Below are 22,729 nucleotides of genomic sequence, written 5' to 3'. Positions count from 1 at the left end.
CACCAACGCGGCACCGGGCGATAGCTGCACCAGTAGCTCACGACCGAGCGCGGTCAGTTCGTAGGCGACACGGATGGGCCGCCGGGGTCAGGGTGCGTCCGACGAACCCGTCGCGCTCGGGATGACGCAGTGTCACCGTCAGCACTTTCTTGGACACGTTCCCGATCGATCTCTGCAATTCGCCCCAGCGCCGATGTCCGTCCGACAGACCGTCGATGACGGCGATCGCCGCCCTCATCCCACCGCGACCTGATTGCGCCCACCGCGCTTGGCCGAATACAGGGCGGCATCCGCCCGGGCGACGACCGCTTCTCCGTGCTCCCCCGGCGCACCTTCGGCCACGCCGATGCTGACCGTCAGCGGCAGCCCGACCGGCAGGTGCGCGATGGCCTCGCGCAGACGTTCGCATTGCATCGCCGCCGGTTCGCGGCCGGTGGCGGGAAACAGCAGCACGAACTCCTCGCCACCGAAGCGCGCCACGCGCCCGCGAGCGGCGTGCTGGTCGCGCAGCGCCGCAGCCACCGCGCACAGCACCCGGTCGCCCTCCGGATGGCCGTGGACATCGTTGATCGTCTTGAAGTGGTCGATGTCGCAGATCGCCACGGCATAGGGCACACCGGCCTCGGTGACCTCGTCCAGCGCCTGCGAGAACGCGCGCCGGTTGGGCAGGCCGGTCAGCGGGTCGGTCCGGGTGAGTTCCGTGAGGTCTGCGTTCTGCCGCTCCAGCTCGGTCTGATACTGCTGCAGCTGCTGTTCGTACCAGTCGCGCTCGCTGAGGTGGTGGCCGAGCTCGAGACCCAGCCTGTGCAGATCGATCAATCGCGACGCCTGCCGCGCCAGTGCGGTGAGCGCGTGGTTCTGGTCGTCGTCGAGTTCGCGCGGGCGGCGATCCATCACGCAGAAGCTGCCGAGGGGAAAGCCCTGCGGATCGAGCAGCGGAACGCCGGCGTAGAAGCGGATGTACGGCGCACCGACGACCAGGGGATTCTCGTGGAACCGCGGGTCGTCGAAGGCGTCGGGCACTACCATCATGGTCTCCGGGTCGAGGATGGCGTGCGCGCAGAACGAGTCGTTGCGGGATGTTTCCGAGACGTCCACGCCGATGCGCGCCTTCAGCCACTGGCGCTCGGCGTCGACCAGGCTGACGATCGCCATCGGTACATCGCAGATCGCGGCGGCGATCCTGACGAGGTCGTCGAACGTGGCTTCATGGGGCGTGTCGAGCACGCGAGCGCGCTGGAGCGCGGCCAGACGCTGGGCCTCGTTGGCAGGCCGCTCGGGTCGGAGCATGGGGGTTTCCACTGACAACACCCCCCAATGATGCGATGGCCGGATGCGCGGAAACAAATCGTGATTCCGGCCACACACTTCGATGCGAGGTCGGCCGACTCCACGGTGGTACCGATTCCATCGAGGCCACCGGAACGCAGAACGCCCGCTCCATCCGGAGCGGGCGTCACTGGAGGTCCGGCCTCACCTTGCGGATTCCGCCGATGGGCCCAGGGCCGTGAGGGTGCTCAGGGCTCGTTGGCGCGCAGGCTATAACCGGACACGCGCCAGACCTGATCCTCGTCGAGCCGGAAGGAGACCAGCTCGCGGACCGGCTCCGCCGTATTGGCGAAGCGCGAGGGGAAGATCACGTTGAGATAGATGCCCTCGGGCACCTGCCCACCGGCTTCGAACTGCGAACGCGTCACCACCGCCTCGCCACGCTGCGCGGGGGCGCCGAGATTGGCCCGGTCGCGGCCGATTTCCTGGACGAAGGTCTCGCGCGGGACCATGCCCTTGACGCGCTCGGTGGACATGTCCCAGACCTCGCCGGCCTGTCCTGCATCGATCATCTGCACGACCTGCTGCGCGGCGCGGGTGATGTCCGCGTCCTGACGCTCGAGCTGCGCCTGCTGTTCGGGCGTCAGCTGTTGCTGCGGCGCGGCCTGCTGCGGCGCGGCCTGCTGCGGCGCGGGCTGGGGGGCCTGCTGCTGGGCCCAGGCGCCGCCCGTCGCGGACAACGCGGCGATGGCCGCTGCGAGGGAAAGCCGCTGGACCGTCTTGTGATGCCTCATGTTGCCTGCTTCCGTGGTGCGAAAGGGGGCCTATCTATCGCACCCCGCGCGTCGCCGCGCAAGCCGGGGCGCTCCGCAGGGTGCGCGGTCGCGCCAACCGCTGCGGTGCACCAACCCGACGGGGCGCACCGCGCTCGACATCCCCGCCGGGATCAGAACGGGATGTCGTCGTCCGAAAAGTCGTCCATCGCCGGCTGCGGCTGCTGTTGGGGTGCCTGGCGACGCGGCGCTGCACCTTCCTGACGCTGCGGCGGACGCGAGCCGCGCTCGCCACGGTCGTAACCACCACCACCGCCGCCGCGCTCGTAATTGCCGCCGCCACCGCCGCCGCCACCGCCTTCACCGCGGCCGCCGAGCATCTGCATCTCGTCGGCGATGATGTCGGTGAAGTACTTCTCGACGCCGTCCTGGCCGGTGTACTTGTCGTAGCGGATGGAACCTTCCACGTAGACCTGCGAACCCTTGCGCAGGTACTCGCCGGCGATCTCGCCCAGCTTGCCGAAGAAGGTCACCCGGTGCCATTCGGTGCGCTCCTGGGTGTTGCCGTCGCGGTCCTTGCGCACGCTGGTGGTGGCCAGGCTGATCTTGGTCACGGCCATGCCGCCCTGGGTGTACTTGGTTTCGGGATCGTTGCCGAGATTGCCGACCAGGATCGCCTTGTTGATGCCGCGGGCCATGAGACCTTCCTCGTTCCGGTGCGTATGTTGCTTGGACGGGCATTATAGCGGCCGGCCCCGGCCGGCCGCTCGTTCCCCGGCACCACGGCGGCGTGGGAAAACACCGCCCCTCGCCGTCGGCCACCCCCGACGCCCGCGGGACGCGCGCCCGGTCCGTCGGCGGCCCACTGGCGGCATGTCCCCGGCGCGTCGTCGCGAACCCCGGCTGAACGTCCCCGTATACTGGGACGTTCCTCACGATCCAGCCGCCGATGCCGTCCGCCCAGCCGTCCGACTCCCGCCCGAACACGCTCGACCTGCCCGCCATCCAGGCGTTGGCCGCCCCGGACATGCAGGCCGTCGACGGCCTGATCCGGGGCCGGCTGGCGTCCGACGTGATCCTCATCAATCAGGTGGCCGAACACATCGTGTCCGCCGGCGGCAAGCGTCTGCGCCCGATGCTGGTGATGCTGGCCGGGCACGCCTGCGGCGACGGCGGCCCGCGCCACCACCAGCTCGCCGCGATCGTGGAGTTCATCCACACCTCCACCCTGCTCCACGACGACGTGGTCGACGAGTCCGACCTGCGCCGCGGCCGCAGCACCGCGAATGCCATCTGGGGCAACGCGGCCAGCGTACTGGTGGGCGATTTCCTCTACTCGCGCAGCTTCCAGCTGATGGTCGAGCTGGATTCCATGGACGTCATGCGGATCCTCGCCGACACCACCAACCGCATCGCCGAAGGCGAGGTGCTGCAGCTGCTGCACGTGCACAACCCGGACACCGACGAAGCCGCCTATCTCAACGTCATCGAGCGCAAGACCGCGGTGCTGTTCGCCGCCGGAACCCGTCTGGGCGCCCTGGCCTCCGGCGCCGATGCCGCCACCCAGCAGAAGCTGCACGACTTCGGCATGGCCCTCGGCTATGCCTTCCAGATCGCCGACGACGTGCTCGATTACGCCGCTGACGCCGCCGACCTGGGCAAGAACCTCGGCGACGACCTCGCCGAAGGCAAGGCGACGCTGCCGCTGATCCACGCCATCCGCCACTCCGACGGGGCCACCCGCACGCGTCTGCGCGGCATCGTCGAACGCGGCGACGCCGACGCGATGCCCGAGGTGCTGGCGGCGATCCGCGCCACCGGCGGCCTGGAATACAGCCGCGAGCGCGCCCTGACCTATGCCGATGCCGCCCTGCAGGCGCTCGACGGCCTGCCCGAAAGCGACGCCCTCGCCGCCCTGCGCGGGCTGGCCCGCTACGCGGTCGAACGCGCGCACTGAGCCCGATATGCCATGACCTTCTCCCTTCTCCCGCCTGCGGGAGAAGGTGCCCGAAGGGCGGATGAGGGCCACCGCCACCCCGCCGCCCCTCCTGGCGCCCCTGCCGCGAACCCGCGGGAGAGGCCCTGACCCCTCACCCCACCCCGAGTCCCGGAATGGCGGCGATCGCGTCGGGATCGAAACCGCCCAGCCGGGCGAAGTGCCGCCCACGCTCGGCGTAGTCTCGATACGGCCCGAAGCTCGGCGCACCCGGCGACAGCAACAGCACCCCGCCCTTCGGCCCGAGCGCCGCGCGCGCCTGGGCCACGGCCGTGTCGAGATCGCCTGCCTGACGCAGGTAGAATCCGGCGACATCAGCGGACGCCCGCAGGACGGCGTGGATGCGGGGCCCGTTCTGCCCCATCGTCACCACGGCCTGCGGCGGGCGGGCGCCCACGTGCGCGGCGAACGCCGCCCAGTCCAGGCCGCGGTCGTGCCCCCCCACCAGGATCGCCACCGGTACCTCGCGATAGAGCTCGAGCGCGGCGATGCTGGCGTGCGGGGTGGTGCTGATGGAGTCGTTCACCCAGGTCAGGCCATCGCGCGTGCCCAAGGCCTGCAGCCGGTGCGGCAGGGGCTGGAAGCTGCGGGCATTCGTCGCGAGCGCGGCCGCATCGAGGCCGTATGCCTCCAGCGCCGCCAGCACGGCACAAAGGTTGCCGCGGTTGTGATGACCGGGCAGCGGCAGGTCGCGGGTGTCGAGCACCGCGAGGTCGCCGCGGTGGACGGTGTCGCCGCGCAGGTGCCAGCCATCCTCGCGTCCGAACCAGCGTACGTCGCTGTCGGGCAGGGCGAGCGCCGCCAGCCGTGCATCGGCGGCGTTGAGCACCGCGATCCGCGGTCGCGCTTCGGTCAGCAGTGCGAGCTTGTCGGCCACGTAGCGGGCTTCGCCACCATGCCAGTCCAGGTGTTCGGGATAGACGTTCGTGACCACCGCGATCCCGGGCCGCACGCCCGAGGTCGCCACGTCGCGGGTCTGGTAGCTCGACAGCTCGATCGCCCAGGCGTCGGCCTGCGCGTCCAGCAGCTCCAGCAGGGGCACGCCGATGTTGCCGGCGAGTGCAGTGCGCACGCCGGCGGCACGCAACAGGTGGGCCAGCAGCGCGGTCGTGGTGCTCTTGCCCTTGGTGCCGGTCACGCACAGGGTGCGCGCGTCCGGCCGCTCGGCGAACCACAGCGCGGTGCCGCCGACGAACTGTGTGCCCTGCTCGTGCGCGGCGGTGGCTTCCGCCCCGTACGGGCTGATGCCGGGCGATTTCACCACCACCTCGCAAGCCGCCAGCGCCTGCGCCGAGACCTGCGTGCAGGGGCTCAGCAGGGGATCGCCGAGCGAGGCCGCGTCGGCCGCTTCGTGCGGCGTGCAGAACAGCGTCAGCGGCAGTTCCGGCAGGCGGTTGCGGATCGCGCGCCAGGCGGCGCGCCCCTCGCGCCCCCAGCCCCACAGGCCGACCCGGCGCCCGTCAAGCGTCGAAATGCGCACGCAGGCGATCCCACAGCGCAGGCGGCAGCTGATGTTCGTCGTCCAGCACCAGCAGCGGGGCGATGTCGAGTTCGCCGGCGTCCAATTGCGGGGCGATGTCCTGCGCGAAACGTTGCACCAGCGCATCCTCGCGCCATTCCGGGCGCCGGCCCAGCGCCGCCAGCGCGGCGCGGGATTCGCGCGCCTCGCCCACGCATTCGAACGGCTTGTGGTCGCGGTATTCCAGCAACGCGTCGTAGCCGGCGGTCTGCGCCGGATCGTCGAGCAGGTTGCGACCGAAGATGCCGACCAGCCGCGGCTTGGGCATGAACGGCGCCAGCGCCAGGAACACGAAGTGGCACTTCGGGCACACCCCGCACCAGCGGTTCACCGGCCGCTCGCCGAGCAGATGGAAATTGCGGTTGCAGCTGGAGAAGTGGGCGTCGTAGCGATCGGTTTTTGCGAACTGGCGCGCGACCGCCAGCTCCGACAGCGGCCGCAGCAGCGAGTAGTAGCGCAGGTCGGCGGCGACGTGCTGCCGCAGGTGGGCGCCGAACGCCCGCTCGAACGCCCAGCCCTTCGACCACTGGTGGTTCACCTCGCCGGTGCCCTCGATCAGGCTGCCGTAGCTGGCCGAGCGCTCGTTGGAGAACACCACCTGGTCGACGTCGAGCACCAGCGCGGCCAGCGCCAGGATCGCCGAGTTGATCGCGGTGACCGGAATGTGGCCGTTCCAGGCGCCCTGACGGTTGTAGTCGAACAGTTCCGGCGCGAGCTGGCGCTGGATGTTGAGCGTGGGCAGGCCGGTCCGCTCGGCGCAAGCGCGAATCAGCTGCGAACCGCCGATCCAGGTCACCGTCTGCGCCACCCCGGCCTCGCGCAGCGCCTCGATCGAGACCAGCGAATCCTTGCCGCCGCCGATGGCGACCAGGGCATGCGCCCGCAAGCCCAGAGATGCCCGGTCGCCCCCGGCGACCGCCTCGGACGCCCTTCTCCCGCCTGCGGGAGACGAATCGGCAGGGACTGCCGATTCGGACGACGACGGCGCCCGAAGGGCGGATGAGGACGACGCGCCCTCGCCCACCGGAAACCGCACCCGCCCGTGCAGGTCCAGCCCGTTGCGGTAGGCGAACTCGCCCAGCCCGTGGATGTAGATGTCGTCCAGCAGCGCGGCGGTCGCGGCGTCGATGGCATAGCCGTCGATGCGGATGTCCTCGGGCACCGCGGCCTTGTAGTAGCTCACACCGGCGATCAGGTGCAGCAGCCGCGTGGCCGCCTGTACCGCCTCCACTCGCGCATCGTCGAGCGCGAACGGCGCACCCGGCACGGTGACGGTCTCGACCAGCTCGGGGCCGTCGTCGAAGGCGTAGACCAGGCGCGCGACGCCGGTGGCGGCGTCGAAGCCGCAGTCGACGAAGCGGAAGCTGCGTACCGCTTCGCGGTCGAACACGGCGCTCATCGGCCCGCCTCCGCATCCGCGGCCAGCACCCGCTCGTCGGGCAGCGCGCGCTTGTTGTAGGTGTGGGCCATCGCATGGCCGTAGGCACCGGCGTCGGCGACCAGCAGCACGTCGCCCGGCGTGGTGGCGGCGGGCAGCAGGCGCTGACGGCCGAACACGTCGCTGGACTCGCAGATCGGGCCCACCACATCGAACGCGGCGACGGCCTCGTCGTCCAGCCGCGACAGGTTGTGCACGTCGTGCCAGGCGTCGTACAGCGCCGGGCGCATCAGCGCGTTCATGCCGGCGTCGGCGCCGACCCGGCGGATGCCGCTCTTGGCCACCACCTGGGTCGCGGTGAGCAGCAGCACACCGGCTTCGGCCACCAGATACCGGCCCGGCTCGATCGCCAGCCGGTAGCCGGGGTACGCCGCCTTGACCTCGGCCAGGCCGGCGCTCCAGGCCTCGAGATCGAACGGTTCGTCCTCGTCGCGATAGGGAATCGGCAGACCGCCGCCGATGTCGATGGTGACGATGCTGCCGATCCGGTCGGCGATGCCGCCGAGCTCGTCGCAGACCGCGCGCCAGTGCTCGGCGGTCTCCACGCCGCTGCCCAGGTGCGCGTGCAGGCCGCTGACCCGCACCCCGATCGCACGCGCCACATCCAGGAACGCGTCCACGCGGTCCACCGGCAACCCGAACTTCGACGCCAGCCCGCCGGTGCGGACCTTCTCGTGATGACCCTCGCCACGGCCCAGGTCCACCCGCAACCACAGGCGGCGACCGCGGAACACCTCGGGCCAATGCTGCAGCACTTCGATGTTGTCGATGGTGACGGTCACGCCGTGCGCGAACGCATGCGCGTATTCCTCCACCGGCGCGAAGCTGGGGGTGAACAGCACCCGCTCCGGCGCGAAGCCGGGCAGCGTGGCGAAGACGTGATCGAGCTCGCCGCGCGAGACGCACTCCAGGCCGAAGCCCTCCTCGGTCAGCACGCGCAGGATCTCGGGATGCGGGTTGGCCTTGATCGCGTAGAAGCGACGGTCGACCGGCGTCACCGCGGCCAGCGCACGGGCGCGGGCGCGCACGGTGTCGAGGTCGTAGACGTAGGCCGGCGTGCCGGCGGCGGCCTGGGCCAGCAGCGTGTCGCGCTGCGCGCGCCACCACGGCTGCGGACGCGGGCGGAACTGGCCGGCGATCTCGCGCCAGCGCGGACCGAACACGGCCGACTCGCGTACCGGCATCGCGCCGCTGGCGATCAGTTCCGCGTGCAGTTCCTGCAGCAGGCCGTCGGCGTCGGCCTCGTCGATGACGAAGGTCAGGTTGAGGTCGTTGGACGACTGCGAGATCAGGTGCACACGCTCGCGGCCGAAGGTCGCCCACACGTCGGAGAGCTTGTGCAGCAACGAGCGCATACCGCGTCCGACCAGAGTGATCGCCGCGCACGGCGCGATCACCTTGACCCGGCAGAACCGCGACAGGTCCTCGGACAGGCGCGCGAGGACATCGGTGTTGACCAGGTTGTCGCTGGGATCGAGCGAAACGGTGACGTTGGTCTCCGACGAGCCGATCAGGTCCACCGACAGCCCGTGCGCGCGGAAGCGGTCGAACACGTCGGCCAGGAAGCCGACCTGCTGCCACATGCCCACCGATTCCATCGACACCAGGACGATGCCGTTGCGGCGACTGATCGCCTTGACCCCGGGCACCGGCTCGGCACTGGCCTCGATACGGGTGCCGGGCAGCTCCGGGCGGCCGGTGTCGAGAATCGCCAGCGGCACCCCCGCATCGCGGCAGGGGCCGAGCGCGCGTGGGTGCAGGACCTTGGCGCCGGTGGTGGCGATCTCCTGCGCCTCGGCGTAATCCAGGCGGGTGAGCAGGCGCGCATCGGGCACTTCGCGCGGGTTGGCGCTGAACATGCCGGGCACGTCGGTCCAGATCTCCACGCGCTGCGCGCGCAGCAGCGCGCCGAACAACGCGGCGGAGGTGTCCGAGCCGCCGCGCCCCAGGATGGCGGTGCCGCCGTCGCCGTGGCGGGCGATGAACCCCTGGGTGAGCCGCATCGGCGCGGCATCGTGGGCATCGAAGCGCGCGCGCCAGGCGTCGTCGGCCTCGCGGCGGCAGTTGACCGACAGCCGTCGCGACCAGTCGCTCTGGTTGGGCAGTTCCATCGCATCGAGCCAGTCGCGCGCGTCGGTCCAGGCGAAATCGAGCCCCTGGCTGCGCAGATAGGCGGCGCCCAGGGTGGACGACAGCAGTTCGCCCTGGCCCAGCACTTCGGCCTGCCAGTCGTAGGCACGGGTGGCCGCGCGCGGGTCGGTCGCCAGCGCCCGGAGCATGGCGATACGTTCGGCCAGCACCGCATCCGGATCGAGCCCGAGTTCCTGGGCGAAGGCGCCGTGGCGTTCCACCAGCGCCTCCATCCGGCCGGCCGGATCCTCCGCGCCCTCGGCGACGGCCTGCAGTGCATTGGTCACGCCCGCCAGCGCCGACACGACCACCAGCACCCGCGCGTCCTGCCGCGCGTGGCGCTCGCGGGCGAGCCGGCCGATGGTGTCCCAGCGCATGCGTTGGGACACGCTGGTGCCGCCGAACTTGAGCACGATCCAGCGGGAGGGGGCAGCGGAAGACGATGACATCGGGGGGTCCTGGACGATCCTGGCGGGCCGCGACCGCGGCGCGAAGCCCTCCATTCTAGGGCGAATCGTCGGTCCGGCCTGCGCAATCCACCGCACGGGCGGCACACCGGCGCCCGGCATGCCCGATCACGGCGCCCAGCGCACCGCGATCCGCACTGCGCGCATTCGACATCACCACGAAGCGCCGGCCCGGAGGACGCTGTATCCCCAGTCGTGCCGTCGATCCCACCCGCGCCCGGTTGCTAAGCTGCGCAGCCCCCACGCCCGACCCTGCCATGACCGCCCGCCGTTTTCTCCAGCTCGACGTCTTCGCCGACCGCCCAGGTGCCGGCAATCCGCTCGCCGTGGTCCTCGACGCCGAGGGCCTCGACGACACCGCCATGCAGGCGATCGCGCGTTGGACCCGGCTGCCGGAAACGACCTTCGTCTTTCCGCCCGAGGACGGCGGCAGCTATCGCATCCGCATGTTCAGCCCACGCCGCGAAGTCCCCTTCGCCGGGCACCCCAGTGTCGGCACCGCGCAGGTGCTGCTCGCGGACGGCCGCATCGCACCGGGCGCCGACGGCTGCGTGCTGCAGGAAGGTCTGGCCGGTCGCCTGCCGCTGCGCGTGCGTGGCGAAGGCCCGGCACGCACGGTGGCGGTCCGCACGCCGAAGGCACGCGTGGTCGAAACCGCCACCCGTGGCGATCCGCGCCTGCGCCACGCGCTCGACGGTCTGCTGCCCGGCGCGCTGCCGCCCGCTCTGGTCGACGGCGGCCGGCGCTGGTGGCTGGCGGAACTGGCCGACGAGCACACCCTGCGCAGCGCGCAACCCGACTGGGACGCCATCGGCCAGCTCGCCGAATCGACCGAGAGCATGGGCCTGTGCGCGTTCGCCCGGGCCGATGCGGGGCAATCCTACGACCTGGTCGTGCGGGCCTGGGTCGGCGCACCGGCCCGCTTCGAGGACGCCGCCTCCGGCGCCGCCAATGCCACGCTGGCGGCCTGGCTGGCGGCGCAGGACGCACTGCCCGGCGGCAAGCGCCGCTACACGGTCAGCCAGGGACGCGAAGTCGGGTACGACGCGCGCCTGCAGCTGGAACTCGACGACGCCGGCGAGATCTGGTCCGGCGGCCAGGTCGCGTTCGTGATCGAAGGCACGCTCGACTGGGGCGTCTGAGTCCACGAACCGACTCGGTCCACACACCGCTCCGGCACGCGCAGCCGCTGCCGCGGTGCGCGCGGGCAGGACCCGCCGACGGACGCGGATGCGCCGCTCAGGGCGTGCCGTCGGCCTCGTACACCGGCCGACCGTCGACCCACGTCGAACGCAGGCGCAGATCGGCCAGACGCTCGACCGGCATCGCCAGGGGATCATCGACCAGCACCAGGAAATCCGCGCGTGCGCCCGGCCGCAGGCGACCGACCGTGGTGTCGCCGAAACCGGCATGGGCAGCGGCGGCGGTGAACCCGTGCAGGGCTTCGGCAGCGCTCAATCGTTGCTCGGCCAACCAGCCGCCGGGTGGACGCCTCTCGCGATCCTGGCGGGTCGCGGCCGCATACAGACCCAGCCGCGGATCGACCGATTCGACCGGGAAATCCGAGCCGAGCGCGAGCCGAGCGCCGGCATCGAGAAAGCTGCGCCAGGCATACGCGCCGGCCAGGCGCGCCGGCCCGACCCGGTCGCCGGCCCACGGCATGTCGGAGGTCGCATGGGTCGGCTGCATCGACGCGATCACCTGCAACGCAGGCACACGCGGAATGTCCTCGACCGCCATGATCTGCGCGTGCTCGATCCGCCAGCGATGATCCGTGCCGGCGCGCTCGCCGAGCGCTTCGGTGTAGGTGTCGAGCACCAGCCGGTTGCCGCGGTCGCCGATAGCGTGCGAAGCCACCTGCACACCGCAGCCCGCGGCCTTGTCCACCGCGGCCCGGAACGCGACCGGGTCGGTGACCAGCAGCCCGGTATTGCCATGATCGTCGCTGTAGTCCTCCAGCAACGCCGCACCGCGGCTGCCGAGCGCACCGTCGATGTAGAGCTTCACTCCGCGCATGCCCAGGCGACCGCCTGGATGCGCGTACAGGCCGTGCGTGCACAGATCGTCCAGTGCTTCGGCATCGCCGTCGGCGTAGGCCGATACCCGCAACGGCAGGCGACCGGCGTCCGCGAACGCGCGGTACAAGGCAAGCCCCTCGCGGGACACGCCCATGTCGTGCACGCCGGTGAGGCCATTGCGGACCGCCGCCTCGAGCGCCAGGGTCAGGGCGCGGTCGTGGTCCTCCGCCGAGGTCGGCGGCACCGCCTGCTCGATCAGCGCCATCGCCTCGTCGACGAACACGCCGGTCGGCACGCGGCCCTCGCGCACGATCCGCCCGCCGTCGGGCTGCGTGTCGCCGGTCAGCACCGCACCCGCGGCTTCGGCCGCGCGCATGGCGGCAGAATTGGCCCAGCCGGCATGGCCGTCCACCCGCCGCAGCCAGACCGGCCGCTCGGGAAATGCGGCATCGAGATCGGCGGCGGTCGGAAAGTCCGCCTCGGGCCACAGATTCTGGTCCCAGCCGGTGCCGAGCAGCCAGGCATCGTCGGGCAGGTCCTGCGCATCGCGTTGCAGGCGTGCGACCACCCCGGCCTTGCTGCGCACGCCGGCCAGATCCGATCGCAGCAACGCCAGGCCCAGCCCCATGAGGTGCGCATGGGCATCGATCAGGCCGGGCACCACCACCGCATCGGCGGCGTCGACAGGCAGCGCCTCCGGGTGACGTGCGCGCAGCACGTCCGCCTCACCGACATCCACCAGGGTGCCGTCGGCGCCCCAGACCAACGCCGTGGCATGCGGGCGATCGGGATCCATCGTGTGGATGCGCTCCGCCGTCAGCAGCCACAGATCGGTCGCCGACGACGGCATCGTCAGCAGACACAGCACAAGCCCCAGCCCCGCTCCCCGCATGACGCGCTCCCCGCTCACGGACGAAGCCCGACTATGGACGCGCCTGCCGCCGCGGGCAAACGGCGATAAAGCGGCCATCGCCGCCACCGCGCCGGTGCCCACGGACACCGGCGCCGAACGACCGATGACGGCGATACCCGCCTACTGCGCCCCGCGCGCTCCGGCATCAGCCGGCCCCGCCTCTGCCGGCAGCGCTGCCAGCCAGTCGAGCGCCCAGCGCGCCGAGGCGGCCGCATCCCTCCCGAACAGCGGCCCGGCGTGACCGCCCGGGGTGCGGACGAGCGATGCCTGCCAGGCCGCCGCCCACGCTTCGGAGATCGCGGGCGGTACGTCTTCGTCCCGCATCGACGCGAAACACAGGACCGGGCACGTCGGCTGCCGCACCGCGACGCCGGCATGGGCAGCACGCAGCACGGCGCCGCTTTCGTCGCGCCAGCGCCGGAATGCGAACAGCGCGGATGCGGCGTCCGCACCCGCCAGCGCGCGTCGTGTGCCGGCCAGACGCGCATGCCGTCCCCACGGCACCCGCGCGGGCCACGCGCGTGGGGGCATTTCCCGATGCCAGGGCGCGGGCGGCAGCGCATCGATCAGGATCAACGCGTCGGCCTCGTCCGCGCACGCGGCGGCCAGCAAGCCGCCCAGGCTCGCGCCCGCGACGACGCGTGGTCGGGGCAACCGCCGCAACGCCGATCCCACCTGCGCCCGGTAGTCCTCCAGGCAGGCCCCTTCGACGGTGCCTGCCGTCGGGCGCAGATCGGGGGCCTCGGCCCGGAGACCTGCCGACTCCATCACCTGCCGCCAGATGTTCCACTCCCAGCCTCCGCCGCCTGCGCCGTGCACGAACAGGATCGCGAACGGCTGCATCGAAGACGCCGTCAGCCGAGCAGTTCGGCGTCCAGCGTGATCGGAACCGCCGACAACGCCTTCGACACCGGGCAGTTCTGTTTCGCATCGTCGGCGATGGCGCGGAAGGCGACATCGTCGATGCCGGGCACGCGCGCCTTGCAGGTGAGCGTGATCCCGACCAGCGTAGGCCCACCGTCCATCGACAGGTCGACCTTGGCCTCGGTGTCGATGGCCTCCGGCGGGTGACCGGCTTCGGTCAACTTCGCCGACAGCGCCATGCTGAAGCATCCGGCATGCGCGGCCGCGATCAATTCTTCGGGGTTGGTCCCGGTCTCGTCGCCGAAACGGCTGTTGAACCCGTAGCGGGTCCCCGACAGCAGGCCGCTCTGCGGCGTGTCGAGCTGACCGCGACCCGACTTCAGGTCCCCTTCCCAATGTGCGGTGGCCTTGCGCGAAATACCCATGATCACGTCTCCGGTTGGAAGAATCGAATCACCGCGTGCGTCGCGGTTCGACACAGCCTAGGTGGCGCGACGTTAGCGGGACGCGCACACGCGCCGGGCATCGCGATGCCGGGACAGGCCTGGACGATCTACAGCCGCGAGCGGGCGGGGATCATCGACATCAGCCGGAAGGCGACGTCGGACCGCACGCGTCCGGCCCCCTCGCGCACGGCGCGCCGCCAGTCCGCGGCGTCGCCACCCGCATCGCGGGCGGTCGTGCGGGCCCGGCCAGGGACCACGACCGACTCGTGGCAGCTGCTGGCGGTCCCGCCCGAGGCGGTCGCCAGCGACGCGGGCGCCGCCGCACCGGCCATCAGATGCCACCACTGCCGGCCCGACAACAGCGAGGATGCGCCGACCTGCAGGGCAGCGCGCAACTCCGGCGTGCGCGGCGTCGGCTCGCCCGCACCCGCACCGCCCCCCCAGGCGGTCAGGCAGATCAGGCACAGGGCGAGTGGCAGCGAACGATTCATGGGGGACACCTTCTGGCGGGCTCACGTGCTTGGATGCGGCAGGCGCGCGAAGGGTTGCAATGGGCCGCTTCGGATCGCGCGCGCTCCGGCATGTGCCGGGCGCCGTACCGGCATCGACGGCCCGGCGACGCGGATCCGCATAGGCTGCGGGGATGGCGCTGTCTCCCGCTCTCGCCGCCCACCTTGCCGATCTGGTGCTCGCGCTGCATGTCGCCATCGCGGCATTCGCGGTGTCGATGCTGCTGGCAGTCCTGGTTGGTGGTCCGCGCGGCTGGCGCTGGGTCCGGGTGGCGTGGCTGCGCTGGACGCACCTCGTGCTGCTCGCCTTCGTCGCGCTGCAGGCCTGGCTGGGGCGGTTGTGTCCGCTCACCGTGTGGGAGCAGCTGTTGCGCCGGCATGCGGGTCAGAGCGTTCACGACGTCTCGTTCGTGGAGTCCTGGCTGTCGCGGATCCTGTTCTTCGAGGCGCCCTGGTGGATCTTCGTGGCCGCCTACACCGTCCTGGTCGCCCTGGCGGCATTGGCCTGGCGATGCTGGCCGCCCCGTCGCGCGCCGACCGAGATGTCCGAAGGTCGTTAAAAACCCGGTTTTTTCGCGGTTTCCTATTGGCGGCAGCGTGGACATGCCCTACATTTCGACTGCCGGCTGGATTTGGCCGACATTTCCAACCCTCCATCACGGAACAGGACACATGGCGAAGAAAGCAACCAAGGTGGCGAAGAAGGCCGCTGCTCCGAAGAAGGCTGCCGCGAAGCCGGCCGCTCCCAAGGCGATCAAGGAACCGCTGACCAAGTCGGGCCTGGTCTCGCACATCGCCGAGAGCACCGGTGTCGTCGCAAAGGACGTCCGCTCGGTTCTCGCCGCGCTCGAAGGCGCGATCCACGGTTCGATCAACAAGAAGGGCCTCGGCTCCTTCACCCTGCCCGGCGTGCTGAAGATCACGTCGGTCAAGGTGCCGGCCAAGGCCAAGCGCAAGGGCATCAACCCCTTCACCAAGGAAGAGCAGTGGTTCGCCGCCAAGCCCGCCTCGGTCAAGGTCAAGGTGCGCCCGCTCAAGAAGCTCAAGGACGCTGCCGCCTGACGGTTGCGCGTCGACGCGGCGACATGCCGCGTTTCGAGGGCCGGTCCGCTTCGTGCGACCGGCCCTTTTTCGTGCGCGGCCGACAGGTGCGGTTGGCGATCCGTTAAGCGACCGCCGGCTATTCCAGTGACCATCCCGCGCACAGGCGCCGACATCCGGATCGACACGTCATGAAACTCCAGGGCTTTCTCGACCACGTTCTCCGTTCCGCCCAGGGCGGCGGTGCCGCCGCGCCCCAGGACCGCACGCAAGGCGGCGGTGCGCTGGGCAATCTCGGCGGCATGTTCAATGCCGACTTCGGCCGCGGCGCGGCCGCGGGCGGCGCCTTGGGCCTGTTGCTGGGCCGCAACAAGACCACCCGCAAGCTCGCGACGTACGGCGGTCTCGCCGCGATCGGCGTCATGGCCTACAAGGCGTACGGCGATTACCAGCGCCAACAGTCCGGACAGCAGGTCGAGCCCCGTACCGTCGACCGCCTGCCGCCGCCGCAGGCCGAACAGCACAGCGAGGCGATCCTCAAGGCGATCGTCGCCGCCGCCAAGGCCGACGGCCACATCGACGCGCGCGAGCGCGAGCTGATCGAAGGCGAATTCGCCCGCGCCGGCACCGATGACGAGCTGCAGCAGTGGCTGCACGCGGAGCTCGAGAAGCCGCTGGACCCGGCCGAGGTCGCGCAGGCGGCGAGCACGCCCGAGCTCGCCTCCGAAATGTACCTGGCCAGCCTGATGATGGCCGACGAGCAGAACTTCATGGAGCGCGCCTATCTCGACGAGCTGGCGCGCAAACTGGATCTCGACGACACCCTGAAACGTCGTCTCGAAAGTCAGTTGCGCAGCGACGCCGCCTGACGCGCACGGCGGCTTCACCCGACACGGCTAGGCTGGTGCCGTGTCCGCATCGCCCCCGCCTCCCCGCCGCGACTACCGCCGAGCCGCCATCCGCCTCACCGGCTGGGTGGTGTTCCTGCTGCTGGCGTGGTTCGCCGCGAGCTGGGCCTGGCGGCAACCCTTCATGGCATCGGTGCGGATGGGATTCGAACTGTCGCGCATGCCGGCGCCGGACGCGATCGCGATGCCGGTGCGGGGCGTCGAGGCGTCCCGTGTCGCGGACACGTTCGGTGCGCCTCGCGGGCGCGACCGCCGCCACGAAGGCGTGGACATCTTCGCGCCGCGCGGTACCGAAGTCCTGAGCGCCACCCCGGGGATCGTGACGTCGATCCGCGAGACCGGACTGGGCGGGCGTCAGGTCTGGGTCCTCGGCCCCGCGCATGAGCGTCACTATTACGCCCACCTCGACGACTGGACGCCCGAGCTCGTCCAGGGGCACGTGGTGCTGGCCGGCGACGTGCTCGGCTACGTCGGCGATACCGGAAACGCCCGCGGCACCCAGCCGCATCTGCACTACGGCATCTACGGCAGCGACGGCGCGTACGATCCGTTGCCGCTGCTGCGCGCGGGCGCCCGCCGCGCCCGCGAACTCGAAGACACGCCCGTGCGAGGGCCAGCGCCATGAGAGACACGCCGTGAACGACCCGTCCGCATCGACGCATCGCGGCTGCCCGGTTAGCATCGGGTCTTTCGGGACCGCCGGCTCGACCCGGCCACGCAGACACCGGATGGACAAGCGATTCCTCGTATGCGGCGTGATGATCGGCCTGGCGGCGATGCTGCTGGGCGCAATGGTGCACGGCTGGCTGCTGCGTGCTGACTACCTCGCCCATGCCGAGCTCTACCGCACGCCGGAAGAGGCCAACGCGCGCCTGGGCTGGATCGTGGTCGCCTACGGTCTGATCGGCTTCACCATGACCTGGCTGTTCCGACGTCTGTACGCCGATGTCCGCACCCGTGCGCGCCACGGGCTGCAGTTCGGCCTGGCCATGGCGCTGCTGTCGTTCGTGCCGTGGCACCTGCTGGCCTATGTCGGCCAGCCGTTGCCGTTCGGGCTGATGACCCGGCAAGTGATCTTCGACCTGATCGCGATGCTGCTGCTCGGGCGCATGCTGGTGTGGCTGCGCCCGAATCGCGCCCCGCTGACGTTGCCGGAATGACACGCCGCCAGGCCGCGTCTTTCGGCTAGATCTCGAAGCGATAGCTCAGCTTGAGCAGCAACTGCTCGTCGTCGCGCAGGTCGAAGCTGCGCTGCAACTGGTCGCCGACGCCCTCGGGGTTGTCGATGGACTCGTAACCGCCGCGCGCATAGACCACGTACAGGTGCGACAACGGCGCGAGCTCGTAGCGGTAACGGATCTGGAAGCCCAGGTTGCGCACGCCGAAGTCGTCGATCCGGTCGGCCGCCTCGAGAGCGTGGCCCGAGGGGTCGAAGCGCCAGGCCCGTCGTGCCCCCGCATCGATGCCGATCGCTTGCAGCTTCACCCGCAACTCCTGCCGCGCATCGATGTTCCAGTCCAGCCCGGCGCGCAGGCGCGCCTCGCGACCGTCGAACGCGCCGACCAGATTGCCCTCGCCCTGCCAGATCAGCCAGTCCGGCCTGCGGATCACGATGCCGCCCAGGTTCAGGCTGAGTGCGTCGCTGACGAAGAACGTGGTGCCGTACCACAGCGCGGACCCGATCCGGTCGTTGCCGGCGAGGCCGCCGCCGAACAGCTCCAGCTCCACCTCATGCGCCCACGCCCCTTTGCGCGGCCGTTCGTACTGGTAGAACGTGTTGAAGTTCGCGGGCATGCGGACCAGGCCGTTGCCGCGCAGCAGCTGGTCGTTGAGCCCGGCGCTGTTGACGTTGATCTGCGCGTACTCGTAGCTACCGTCGCGCAACCGGCCCTCCCGACTCATGCGGAACTGGTCGTTGAGATGGTCGCCGCGGTCGTTGTGGCTGGTGCTGGCACGCCAGCGCCAATCCTTCGAGGCGTAGCGGCCGTCGGCCGGCAGGTCGGCGAAACGCCGGCGCAGCTCCCAGTGCAGGTAATTGCTGCTGTTGCGGGCCAGGTAGCCGAAGTCGTTGAGCTGCAGCGCATCGCCGAAGTGCATCGCGAGCCATTGCTGGCGCCAGCCGCCGTCCATTTCGTAGTCCGCCCACAACGTGGCGCCGACATCCTCGGTGCGCACGCCGGCCTGATCGATGCGGCTGCCGAGCAGGCGCGTGCGTACGTTCCAGCGGTCGGTCGGCCGCCAGTTGTGGTCGACGCCCAGCACGAAGGCCTCGCGATCGAGCCAGGGACGATCGACGCGGGTGAGCATGGCGCCGAGATTCTGGTCGGCGAAATCGCGCACCAGCCGCAACGCCTGGAACGAGCGTCCCGCCGGACCGTCTTCCTCCGCCGCGAATACGCCGTACTTCGCTGCGCCGACGCTGCCGTTGAGCTTGATGGCCGCAGTGATGTCGCCAGCCCCGATGCCGTCGTCGGCCGGGCCGCCCACACGGCGGGTATAGAGTTGCTGGCTGAAGTCGGAGGGCGTGGTCAGTTCGAACAAGCCCTGGTTCTCGGTGAAGAACGGCCGCTTGTCGCTGACGAAGGTCTCGGTGGCGCTGAAGTTCACCACCAGGTCGTCGCTTTCGACCTGGCCGAAGTCGGGGTTGATCGTGGCCGACAGCTGGAACCGGCCGTTCGGCTTCCAGAACAGGTCCGCGCCGGCATCGCTCCGCGCCCCACCGCGTACGTTGTCGTAGAGGCCGGACATGTAGGGCGTCACGGCCAGCAGCGACTGGTCGTAGGCCGGCACCTCGAGCGGCGCGAACTCGGACACGAACCGCGGGCGCTCGTAGCTGGCCAGCGGCCAGGCCACGCGCTCCCCGGTGCTGCCGATCACCCGGTCGAGGTAGATCCGCAGCGTCCGCATGCCGTCGCGCCCGTCGCGCATCGGCGCGGTGTGCCAGGGGACGAGCATCTCCACCGACCAGCCGTCCGCATCCTCGGAGACGGCGTATCGCCACAACCCGTCCCAGTCGTCGTTGAACTGGTTTTCGTTGGTGATGACCGCGTCGTAGATGCCACCGGTCGACGACACGGTGAAGTTGTAGGCGGTGCGCCCGTCGCCATCGAAGTCGACCATCAGGTTGACCCGGTCGACCTGGGCATCGAAATCGCGCCGTACGCGCTGCCGGGTCCGCGGCACCTCCGGGGGCTGTTCGTTGCGGAACGCGACCGCGAGCCCGTCGGGCGTGGCCATCACCCAGGCCCGGGTCGGCAGCGACGCGGGCGCGCCGGACAGCGGCTGGGTCTTGCGGAATTCGACGATCTCCCGTGCGCCGGCCCACTCGTCCGGATCGATGCGGCCATCGATGACGACCGCGAACGCGGGCGACGAGCACAGCAGGCCCATCGGCAGGAAGACGATGCGAAACAGGTGGCGCATGGCGGCGATCCGTGCGGGGCGGCGCCCCGGATGCCCCGCACGTTAGGCGCGCCAAGGCCGCGCTTCGCCTGCCTTCGGTCATTGCAACCCTTTGCGGTCGCCATGCATCCCGGAGATGTCGGACGGTACGTTGCACGTCCGCGCGTACGGGTGTCCCGGGCGGAATCGCGACCCGGGACCGGCATGAAAACGCCGCGACGGTGAAGGGCCGTCGCGGCGTCGTGGACCCACGCGCGCTGCGCCGGGCGGGCGTGACGCCCGGACCGGCTGCAGCGTCTCAGCGCTTGGGCTGCAGCATGGTGCCGGTGCAGTTCGGCTGGCCGCAGCGGCAGCCCCAGAGCTTCTTGAGTTTCGGCGTATGCCGCTCGTCCAGAGTGATGCCGTAGTTGTAGGTCAGCTCCTCGCCGCGCTTGATGTCGCGCAGCGCCTCGATGTAGACCTTGTCCTTCTCCGGACGGCCCTTGTCGTCTTCCTCGATCACCGCCTCGCAGCTCGGGTCGCAGCTGTGATTGATCCAGCGCGCGACGTTGCCGCGCACATTGGCGTCGATGACGTAGTCGTCGTTGAGGGTGAACAGGAAGGTGTGGCCGTTTTCCTCGATTTCGCCGTAATCCTCGTCCACCTCCTCGTGCGAGCGCAGCGCGCCGACGTAGCGCACGATGCGCTCGCCCTTGCGGATCTTGTGCGTGGCGAACACGCCATTGCCGTGGATCGGGGACTTGCGGGCTTCGATCTTGAGGGGCTGCTTCGGCATCGGACTGCCATGTATGGAGAATGACCATTGTGTGGCATGCGACGACGGCATGCCACGGTGACGCGGGGTTTTTCGGCGTTCGCCCCCGGCATGCCGCGCCCGTGACGCCGCCGCCCTGCGGCATCGACCGCGGCGCGTCCACGCAGGTGAACGACGGCTGGGGCCGACGCTTGGTTGGGTGAACGCAAAAGAGTACAATTCCGGTCCTAATTAAGGACTGCCCCGCCCATGCTCCGCGTCACCCGCCTGACCGACTACGCCACCGTGATCCTGACCGCGCTCGCCGCGCGGCCGGACGCTGTGTTGAGCGCTGCGGAACTGGCCGAACTGGCGGGCCTGGAGGCTCCCACGGTCAGCAAGGTCCTGAAACCGCTGGCGCAGGCCGGGCTGGTCGAGGGCTTCCGCGGTGCGAATGGCGGTTATCGCCTCGCGCGCCCGGCCGAGGCGATCAGCCTGATCGAGATCGTCGAGGCGATGGAAGGCCCGTTGGCGATGACCGAATGCAGCCTCGACCACAGCCAGTGCGGCATCTCACACCAGTGCGGGGTGCGTGCGAACTGGCGCAGGATCAACGATGTCGTGGCCGATGCACTGCGCGCGGTCAGCCTGGCACAGATGCTCGACGATGCCCCGCCGCCGTCGGTCGCCGGCGCGTCCTCCGTTTCCTCCCCCTCCGCTTCGCCCTCGCGCCGCATCGACGCGCGCCTGGCGAGCGCCTGACAGTAGGCAGCCCCCATGGCCACCGAGATCATCGAACCCGTCACCGGCGAGCCGCTCGCCAACCGTGAGATCCACGAACAGCTCGGCCGCAAGTATTCGGCCGGCTTCGTCACCGACATCGAATCCGACTCGCTGCCGCCGGGTCTGGACGAGGACACCATCCGTGCCCTGTCGGCGAAGAAGAACGAGCCGGAGTGGATGACCGAATGGCGCCTGGCCGCCTACCGGCACTGGCTGAAGATGCCGATGCCGCAGTGGGCCAAGCTCAACATCGCGCCGATCGACTTCCAGGCGTTGAGCTACTACTCCGCGCCCAAGGGCCCGAAGTACGCCTCGCTCGACGACGTGCCGCAGGAACTGCTCGACACCTACGACAAGCTCGGCGTGCCGCTGCACGAGCGCGCGCGCCTGGCCGGCGTGGCGGTGGATGCGGTGTTCGACTCCGTCTCCGTCGGCACCACCTTCCGCAAGGAACTGGCCGAGAAGGGCGTGATCTTCTGCTCGATGTCCGAGGCCATCCAGGAGCATCCGGAGCTGGTGCGCCAGTACCTGGGCACCGTGGTGCCGGTGGGCGACAACTACTTCGCCGCGCTCAACTCCGCCGTGTTCTCCGACGGCAGCTTCGTCTTCATTCCCAAGGGCGTGCGCTGCCCGATGGAGTTGAGCACGTACTTCCGCATCAATGCCGGTCACACCGGCCAGTTCGAACGCACCCTGATCGTGTGCGAGGACAAGGCCTACGTGTCGTACCTGGAAGGCTGCACCGCGCCGATGCGCGACGAGAACCAGCTGCATGCCGCGGTGGTCGAGCTGGTGGCGCTGGAAGACGCCGAGATCAAGTACTCCACGGTGCAGAACTGGTACCCCGGCGACGAAGAAGGTCGTGGTGGCATCTACAACTTCGTCACCAAGCGCGCGGAGTGCCGCGGCGACCGCAGCAAGGTGGTCTGGACCCAGGTCGAGACCGGCTCGGCGATCACCTGGAAGTACCCGTCCTGCGTGCTGCTGGGCGACGACGCGATCGGCGAATTCCACTCCGTGGCGCTGACCCACCACCGCCAGCAGGCTGACACCGGCACCAAGATGATCCACGTCGGCAAGCGCACCAAGTCGAAGATCGTCAGCAAGGGCATCAGCGCCGGTCGCGGCCAGAACACCTATCGCGGCCTGGTCAAGGTGGACCGCGGCGCCGACGGCGCGCGCAACTACACCCAGTGCGACTCGCTGCTGATCGGCAAGCGGTGCGGCGCCCACACCTTCCCCTACATCGAGGTGAAGAACCCGGCCGCCACCGTCGAGCACGAGGCCACCACCTCGAAGATCAGCGACGACCAGCTGTTCTACTGCCGGTCGCGCGGCATCTCGGAAGAGGATGCGGTGAGCCTGATCGTCGACGGCTTCTGCAAGCAGGTCTTCCGCGAGCTGCCGATGGAGTTCGCGGTCGAGGCCAAGAAGCTGCTGGAAGTGAGCCTCGAAGGCTCCGTCGGCTGATCCCTGCTTTCTCCCTTCTCCCCCGCGGGAGAAGGTGGCGCGAAGCGCCG

22 protein-coding genes are annotated in these 22,729 nt (G+C 70.2%); 9 read left to right on the top strand and 13 right to left on the bottom strand.

What is annotated here, in order from left to right:
- Positions 1 to 37: 37 nt before the first annotated feature.
- The 4 genes from RG19_RS18465 to ssb form a co-directional block, all read right to left on the bottom strand.
- The gene (locus tag RG19_RS18465) at positions 38 to 238 is read right to left on the bottom strand and encodes a winged helix-turn-helix transcriptional regulator (protein WP_082672453.1); all 201 of its coding nucleotides are present in this window, start codon (positions 236 to 238) and stop codon (positions 38 to 40) included.
- On the bottom strand, positions 235 to 1,290 hold the full coding sequence (locus tag RG19_RS03955) for a sensor domain-containing diguanylate cyclase (RefSeq protein ID WP_058834133.1): 1,056 nt from the start codon (positions 1,288 to 1,290) through the stop codon (positions 235 to 237). The genes RG19_RS18465 and RG19_RS03955 overlap by 4 nt, the downstream gene beginning before the upstream one ends.
- Positions 1,291 to 1,517: 227 nt before the next feature.
- Entirely contained in the window at positions 1,518 to 2,063 is a 546-nt protein-coding gene (locus tag RG19_RS03950; RefSeq protein WP_058834132.1) for a DUF4019 domain-containing protein, read from the bottom strand.
- Positions 2,064 to 2,215: 152 nt separating this feature from the next.
- On the bottom strand, positions 2,216 to 2,740 hold the full coding sequence (ssb, locus tag RG19_RS03945; RefSeq protein WP_058834131.1) for a single-stranded DNA-binding protein: 525 nt from the start codon (positions 2,738 to 2,740) through the stop codon (positions 2,216 to 2,218).
- Positions 2,741 to 2,991: 251 nt separating this feature from the next.
- On the opposite strand from ssb, the gene RG19_RS03940 reads away from it, so the two are divergent.
- Positions 2,992 to 3,999, top strand: a complete 1,008-nt coding sequence (locus RG19_RS03940) for a polyprenyl synthetase family protein (RefSeq protein WP_058834130.1) — start codon at positions 2,992 to 2,994, stop codon at positions 3,997 to 3,999.
- A 133-nt stretch (positions 4,000 to 4,132) separates the two neighbouring features.
- Here RG19_RS03940 and murD read toward each other — a convergent pair whose 3' ends face one another.
- The 3 genes from murD to RG19_RS03925 are packed head-to-tail and all read right to left on the bottom strand — an operon-like array spanning position 4,133 to position 9,574.
- Positions 4,133 to 5,518, bottom strand: coding sequence for a UDP-N-acetylmuramoyl-L-alanine--D-glutamate ligase (murD, locus tag RG19_RS03935; protein ID WP_058834129.1), 1,386 nt, complete (start codon positions 5,516 to 5,518; stop codon positions 4,133 to 4,135).
- Positions 5,499 to 6,956, bottom strand: a complete 1,458-nt coding sequence (murL, locus tag RG19_RS03930) for a UDP-N-acetyl-alpha-D-muramoyl-L-alanyl-L-glutamate epimerase (RefSeq protein WP_058834128.1) — start codon at positions 6,954 to 6,956, stop codon at positions 5,499 to 5,501. Before murL ends, murD begins: the two co-directional genes overlap by 20 nt.
- A complete protein-coding gene (locus RG19_RS03925) occupies positions 6,953 to 9,574 on the bottom strand; it encodes a bifunctional aspartate kinase/diaminopimelate decarboxylase (protein WP_058836394.1) in 2,622 nt (873 codons plus the stop codon). Before RG19_RS03925 ends, murL begins: the two co-directional genes overlap by 4 nt.
- Positions 9,575 to 9,849: 275 nt before the next feature.
- Between RG19_RS03925 and RG19_RS03920 the strand changes: the two genes are divergently transcribed.
- Complete coding sequence (locus RG19_RS03920; RefSeq protein ID WP_058834127.1) at positions 9,850 to 10,734, top strand: PhzF family phenazine biosynthesis protein; 885 nt, start codon at positions 9,850 to 9,852, stop codon at positions 10,732 to 10,734.
- Positions 10,735 to 10,831: 97 nt separating this feature from the next.
- On the opposite strand, the gene RG19_RS03915 is transcribed toward RG19_RS03920, so the two are convergent.
- The 4 genes from RG19_RS03915 to RG19_RS03900 form a co-directional block, all read right to left on the bottom strand.
- Positions 10,832 to 12,520, bottom strand: a complete 1,689-nt coding sequence (locus RG19_RS03915) for an amidohydrolase (RefSeq protein ID WP_238376582.1) — start codon at positions 12,518 to 12,520, stop codon at positions 10,832 to 10,834.
- 123 nt (positions 12,521 to 12,643) lie between these two features.
- Positions 12,644 to 13,366: an alpha/beta fold hydrolase gene (locus RG19_RS03910; RefSeq protein WP_058834125.1), complete on the bottom strand. Its 723-nt coding sequence runs from the start codon at positions 13,364 to 13,366 to the stop codon at positions 12,644 to 12,646.
- Positions 13,367 to 13,377: 11 nt separating this feature from the next.
- A complete protein-coding gene (locus tag RG19_RS03905) occupies positions 13,378 to 13,812 on the bottom strand; it encodes an OsmC family protein (RefSeq protein ID WP_058834124.1) in 435 nt (144 codons plus the stop codon).
- Between the two features lie 128 nt (positions 13,813 to 13,940).
- Positions 13,941 to 14,324, bottom strand: a complete 384-nt coding sequence (locus RG19_RS03900; RefSeq protein WP_058834123.1) for a hypothetical protein — start codon at positions 14,322 to 14,324, stop codon at positions 13,941 to 13,943.
- Between the two features lie 152 nt (positions 14,325 to 14,476).
- On the opposite strand from RG19_RS03900, the gene RG19_RS03895 reads away from it, so the two are divergent.
- The 5 genes from RG19_RS03895 (at position 14,477) to RG19_RS03875 (ending at position 17,451) form a co-directional block, all read left to right on the top strand.
- Entirely contained in the window at positions 14,477 to 14,902 is a 426-nt protein-coding gene (locus RG19_RS03895; protein WP_058834122.1) for a DUF2784 domain-containing protein, read from the top strand.
- Between the two features lie 112 nt (positions 14,903 to 15,014).
- The gene (locus RG19_RS03890; protein ID WP_058834121.1) at positions 15,015 to 15,404 is read left to right on the top strand and encodes an HU family DNA-binding protein; all 390 of its coding nucleotides are present in this window, start codon (positions 15,015 to 15,017) and stop codon (positions 15,402 to 15,404) included.
- A gap of 170 nt (positions 15,405 to 15,574) precedes the next feature.
- Positions 15,575 to 16,252 (top strand): tellurite resistance TerB family protein, encoded by a 678-nt coding sequence (locus tag RG19_RS03885; RefSeq protein WP_058834120.1) that lies wholly within the window; start codon positions 15,575 to 15,577, stop codon positions 16,250 to 16,252.
- A 40-nt stretch (positions 16,253 to 16,292) separates the two neighbouring features.
- Positions 16,293 to 16,916: a M23 family metallopeptidase gene (locus tag RG19_RS03880; protein WP_425599683.1), complete on the top strand. Its 624-nt coding sequence runs from the start codon at positions 16,293 to 16,295 to the stop codon at positions 16,914 to 16,916.
- Between the two features lie 103 nt (positions 16,917 to 17,019).
- On the top strand, positions 17,020 to 17,451 hold the full coding sequence (locus RG19_RS03875) for a hypothetical protein (RefSeq protein ID WP_058834119.1): 432 nt from the start codon (positions 17,020 to 17,022) through the stop codon (positions 17,449 to 17,451).
- Between the two features lie 25 nt (positions 17,452 to 17,476).
- Here the strand turns inward: RG19_RS03875 and RG19_RS03870 are convergent, their stop codons facing one another.
- A complete protein-coding gene (locus RG19_RS03870) occupies positions 17,477 to 19,714 on the bottom strand; it encodes a DUF5916 domain-containing protein (protein WP_058834118.1) in 2,238 nt (745 codons plus the stop codon).
- Positions 19,715 to 19,991: 277 nt separating this feature from the next.
- Positions 19,992 to 20,468, bottom strand: coding sequence for an SET domain-containing protein (locus RG19_RS03865; protein ID WP_058834117.1), 477 nt, complete (start codon positions 20,466 to 20,468; stop codon positions 19,992 to 19,994).
- Between the two features lie 228 nt (positions 20,469 to 20,696).
- Between RG19_RS03865 and RG19_RS03860 the strand changes: the two genes are divergently transcribed.
- Positions 20,697 to 21,188, top strand: a complete 492-nt coding sequence (locus RG19_RS03860) for an SUF system Fe-S cluster assembly regulator (RefSeq protein WP_058834116.1) — start codon at positions 20,697 to 20,699, stop codon at positions 21,186 to 21,188.
- Positions 21,189 to 21,203: 15 nt separating this feature from the next.
- On the top strand, positions 21,204 to 22,679 hold the full coding sequence (sufB, locus tag RG19_RS03855) for a Fe-S cluster assembly protein SufB (protein ID WP_058834115.1): 1,476 nt from the start codon (positions 21,204 to 21,206) through the stop codon (positions 22,677 to 22,679).
- The last annotated feature ends 50 nt before the right edge of the window (positions 22,680 to 22,729 follow it).

It is taken from the genome of Luteimonas abyssi (assembly GCF_001482195.1).
Lineage (GTDB): Bacteria > Pseudomonadota > Gammaproteobacteria > Xanthomonadales > Xanthomonadaceae > Luteimonas > Luteimonas abyssi.
This window is presented reverse-complemented; position numbering and strand designations above follow the sequence as displayed.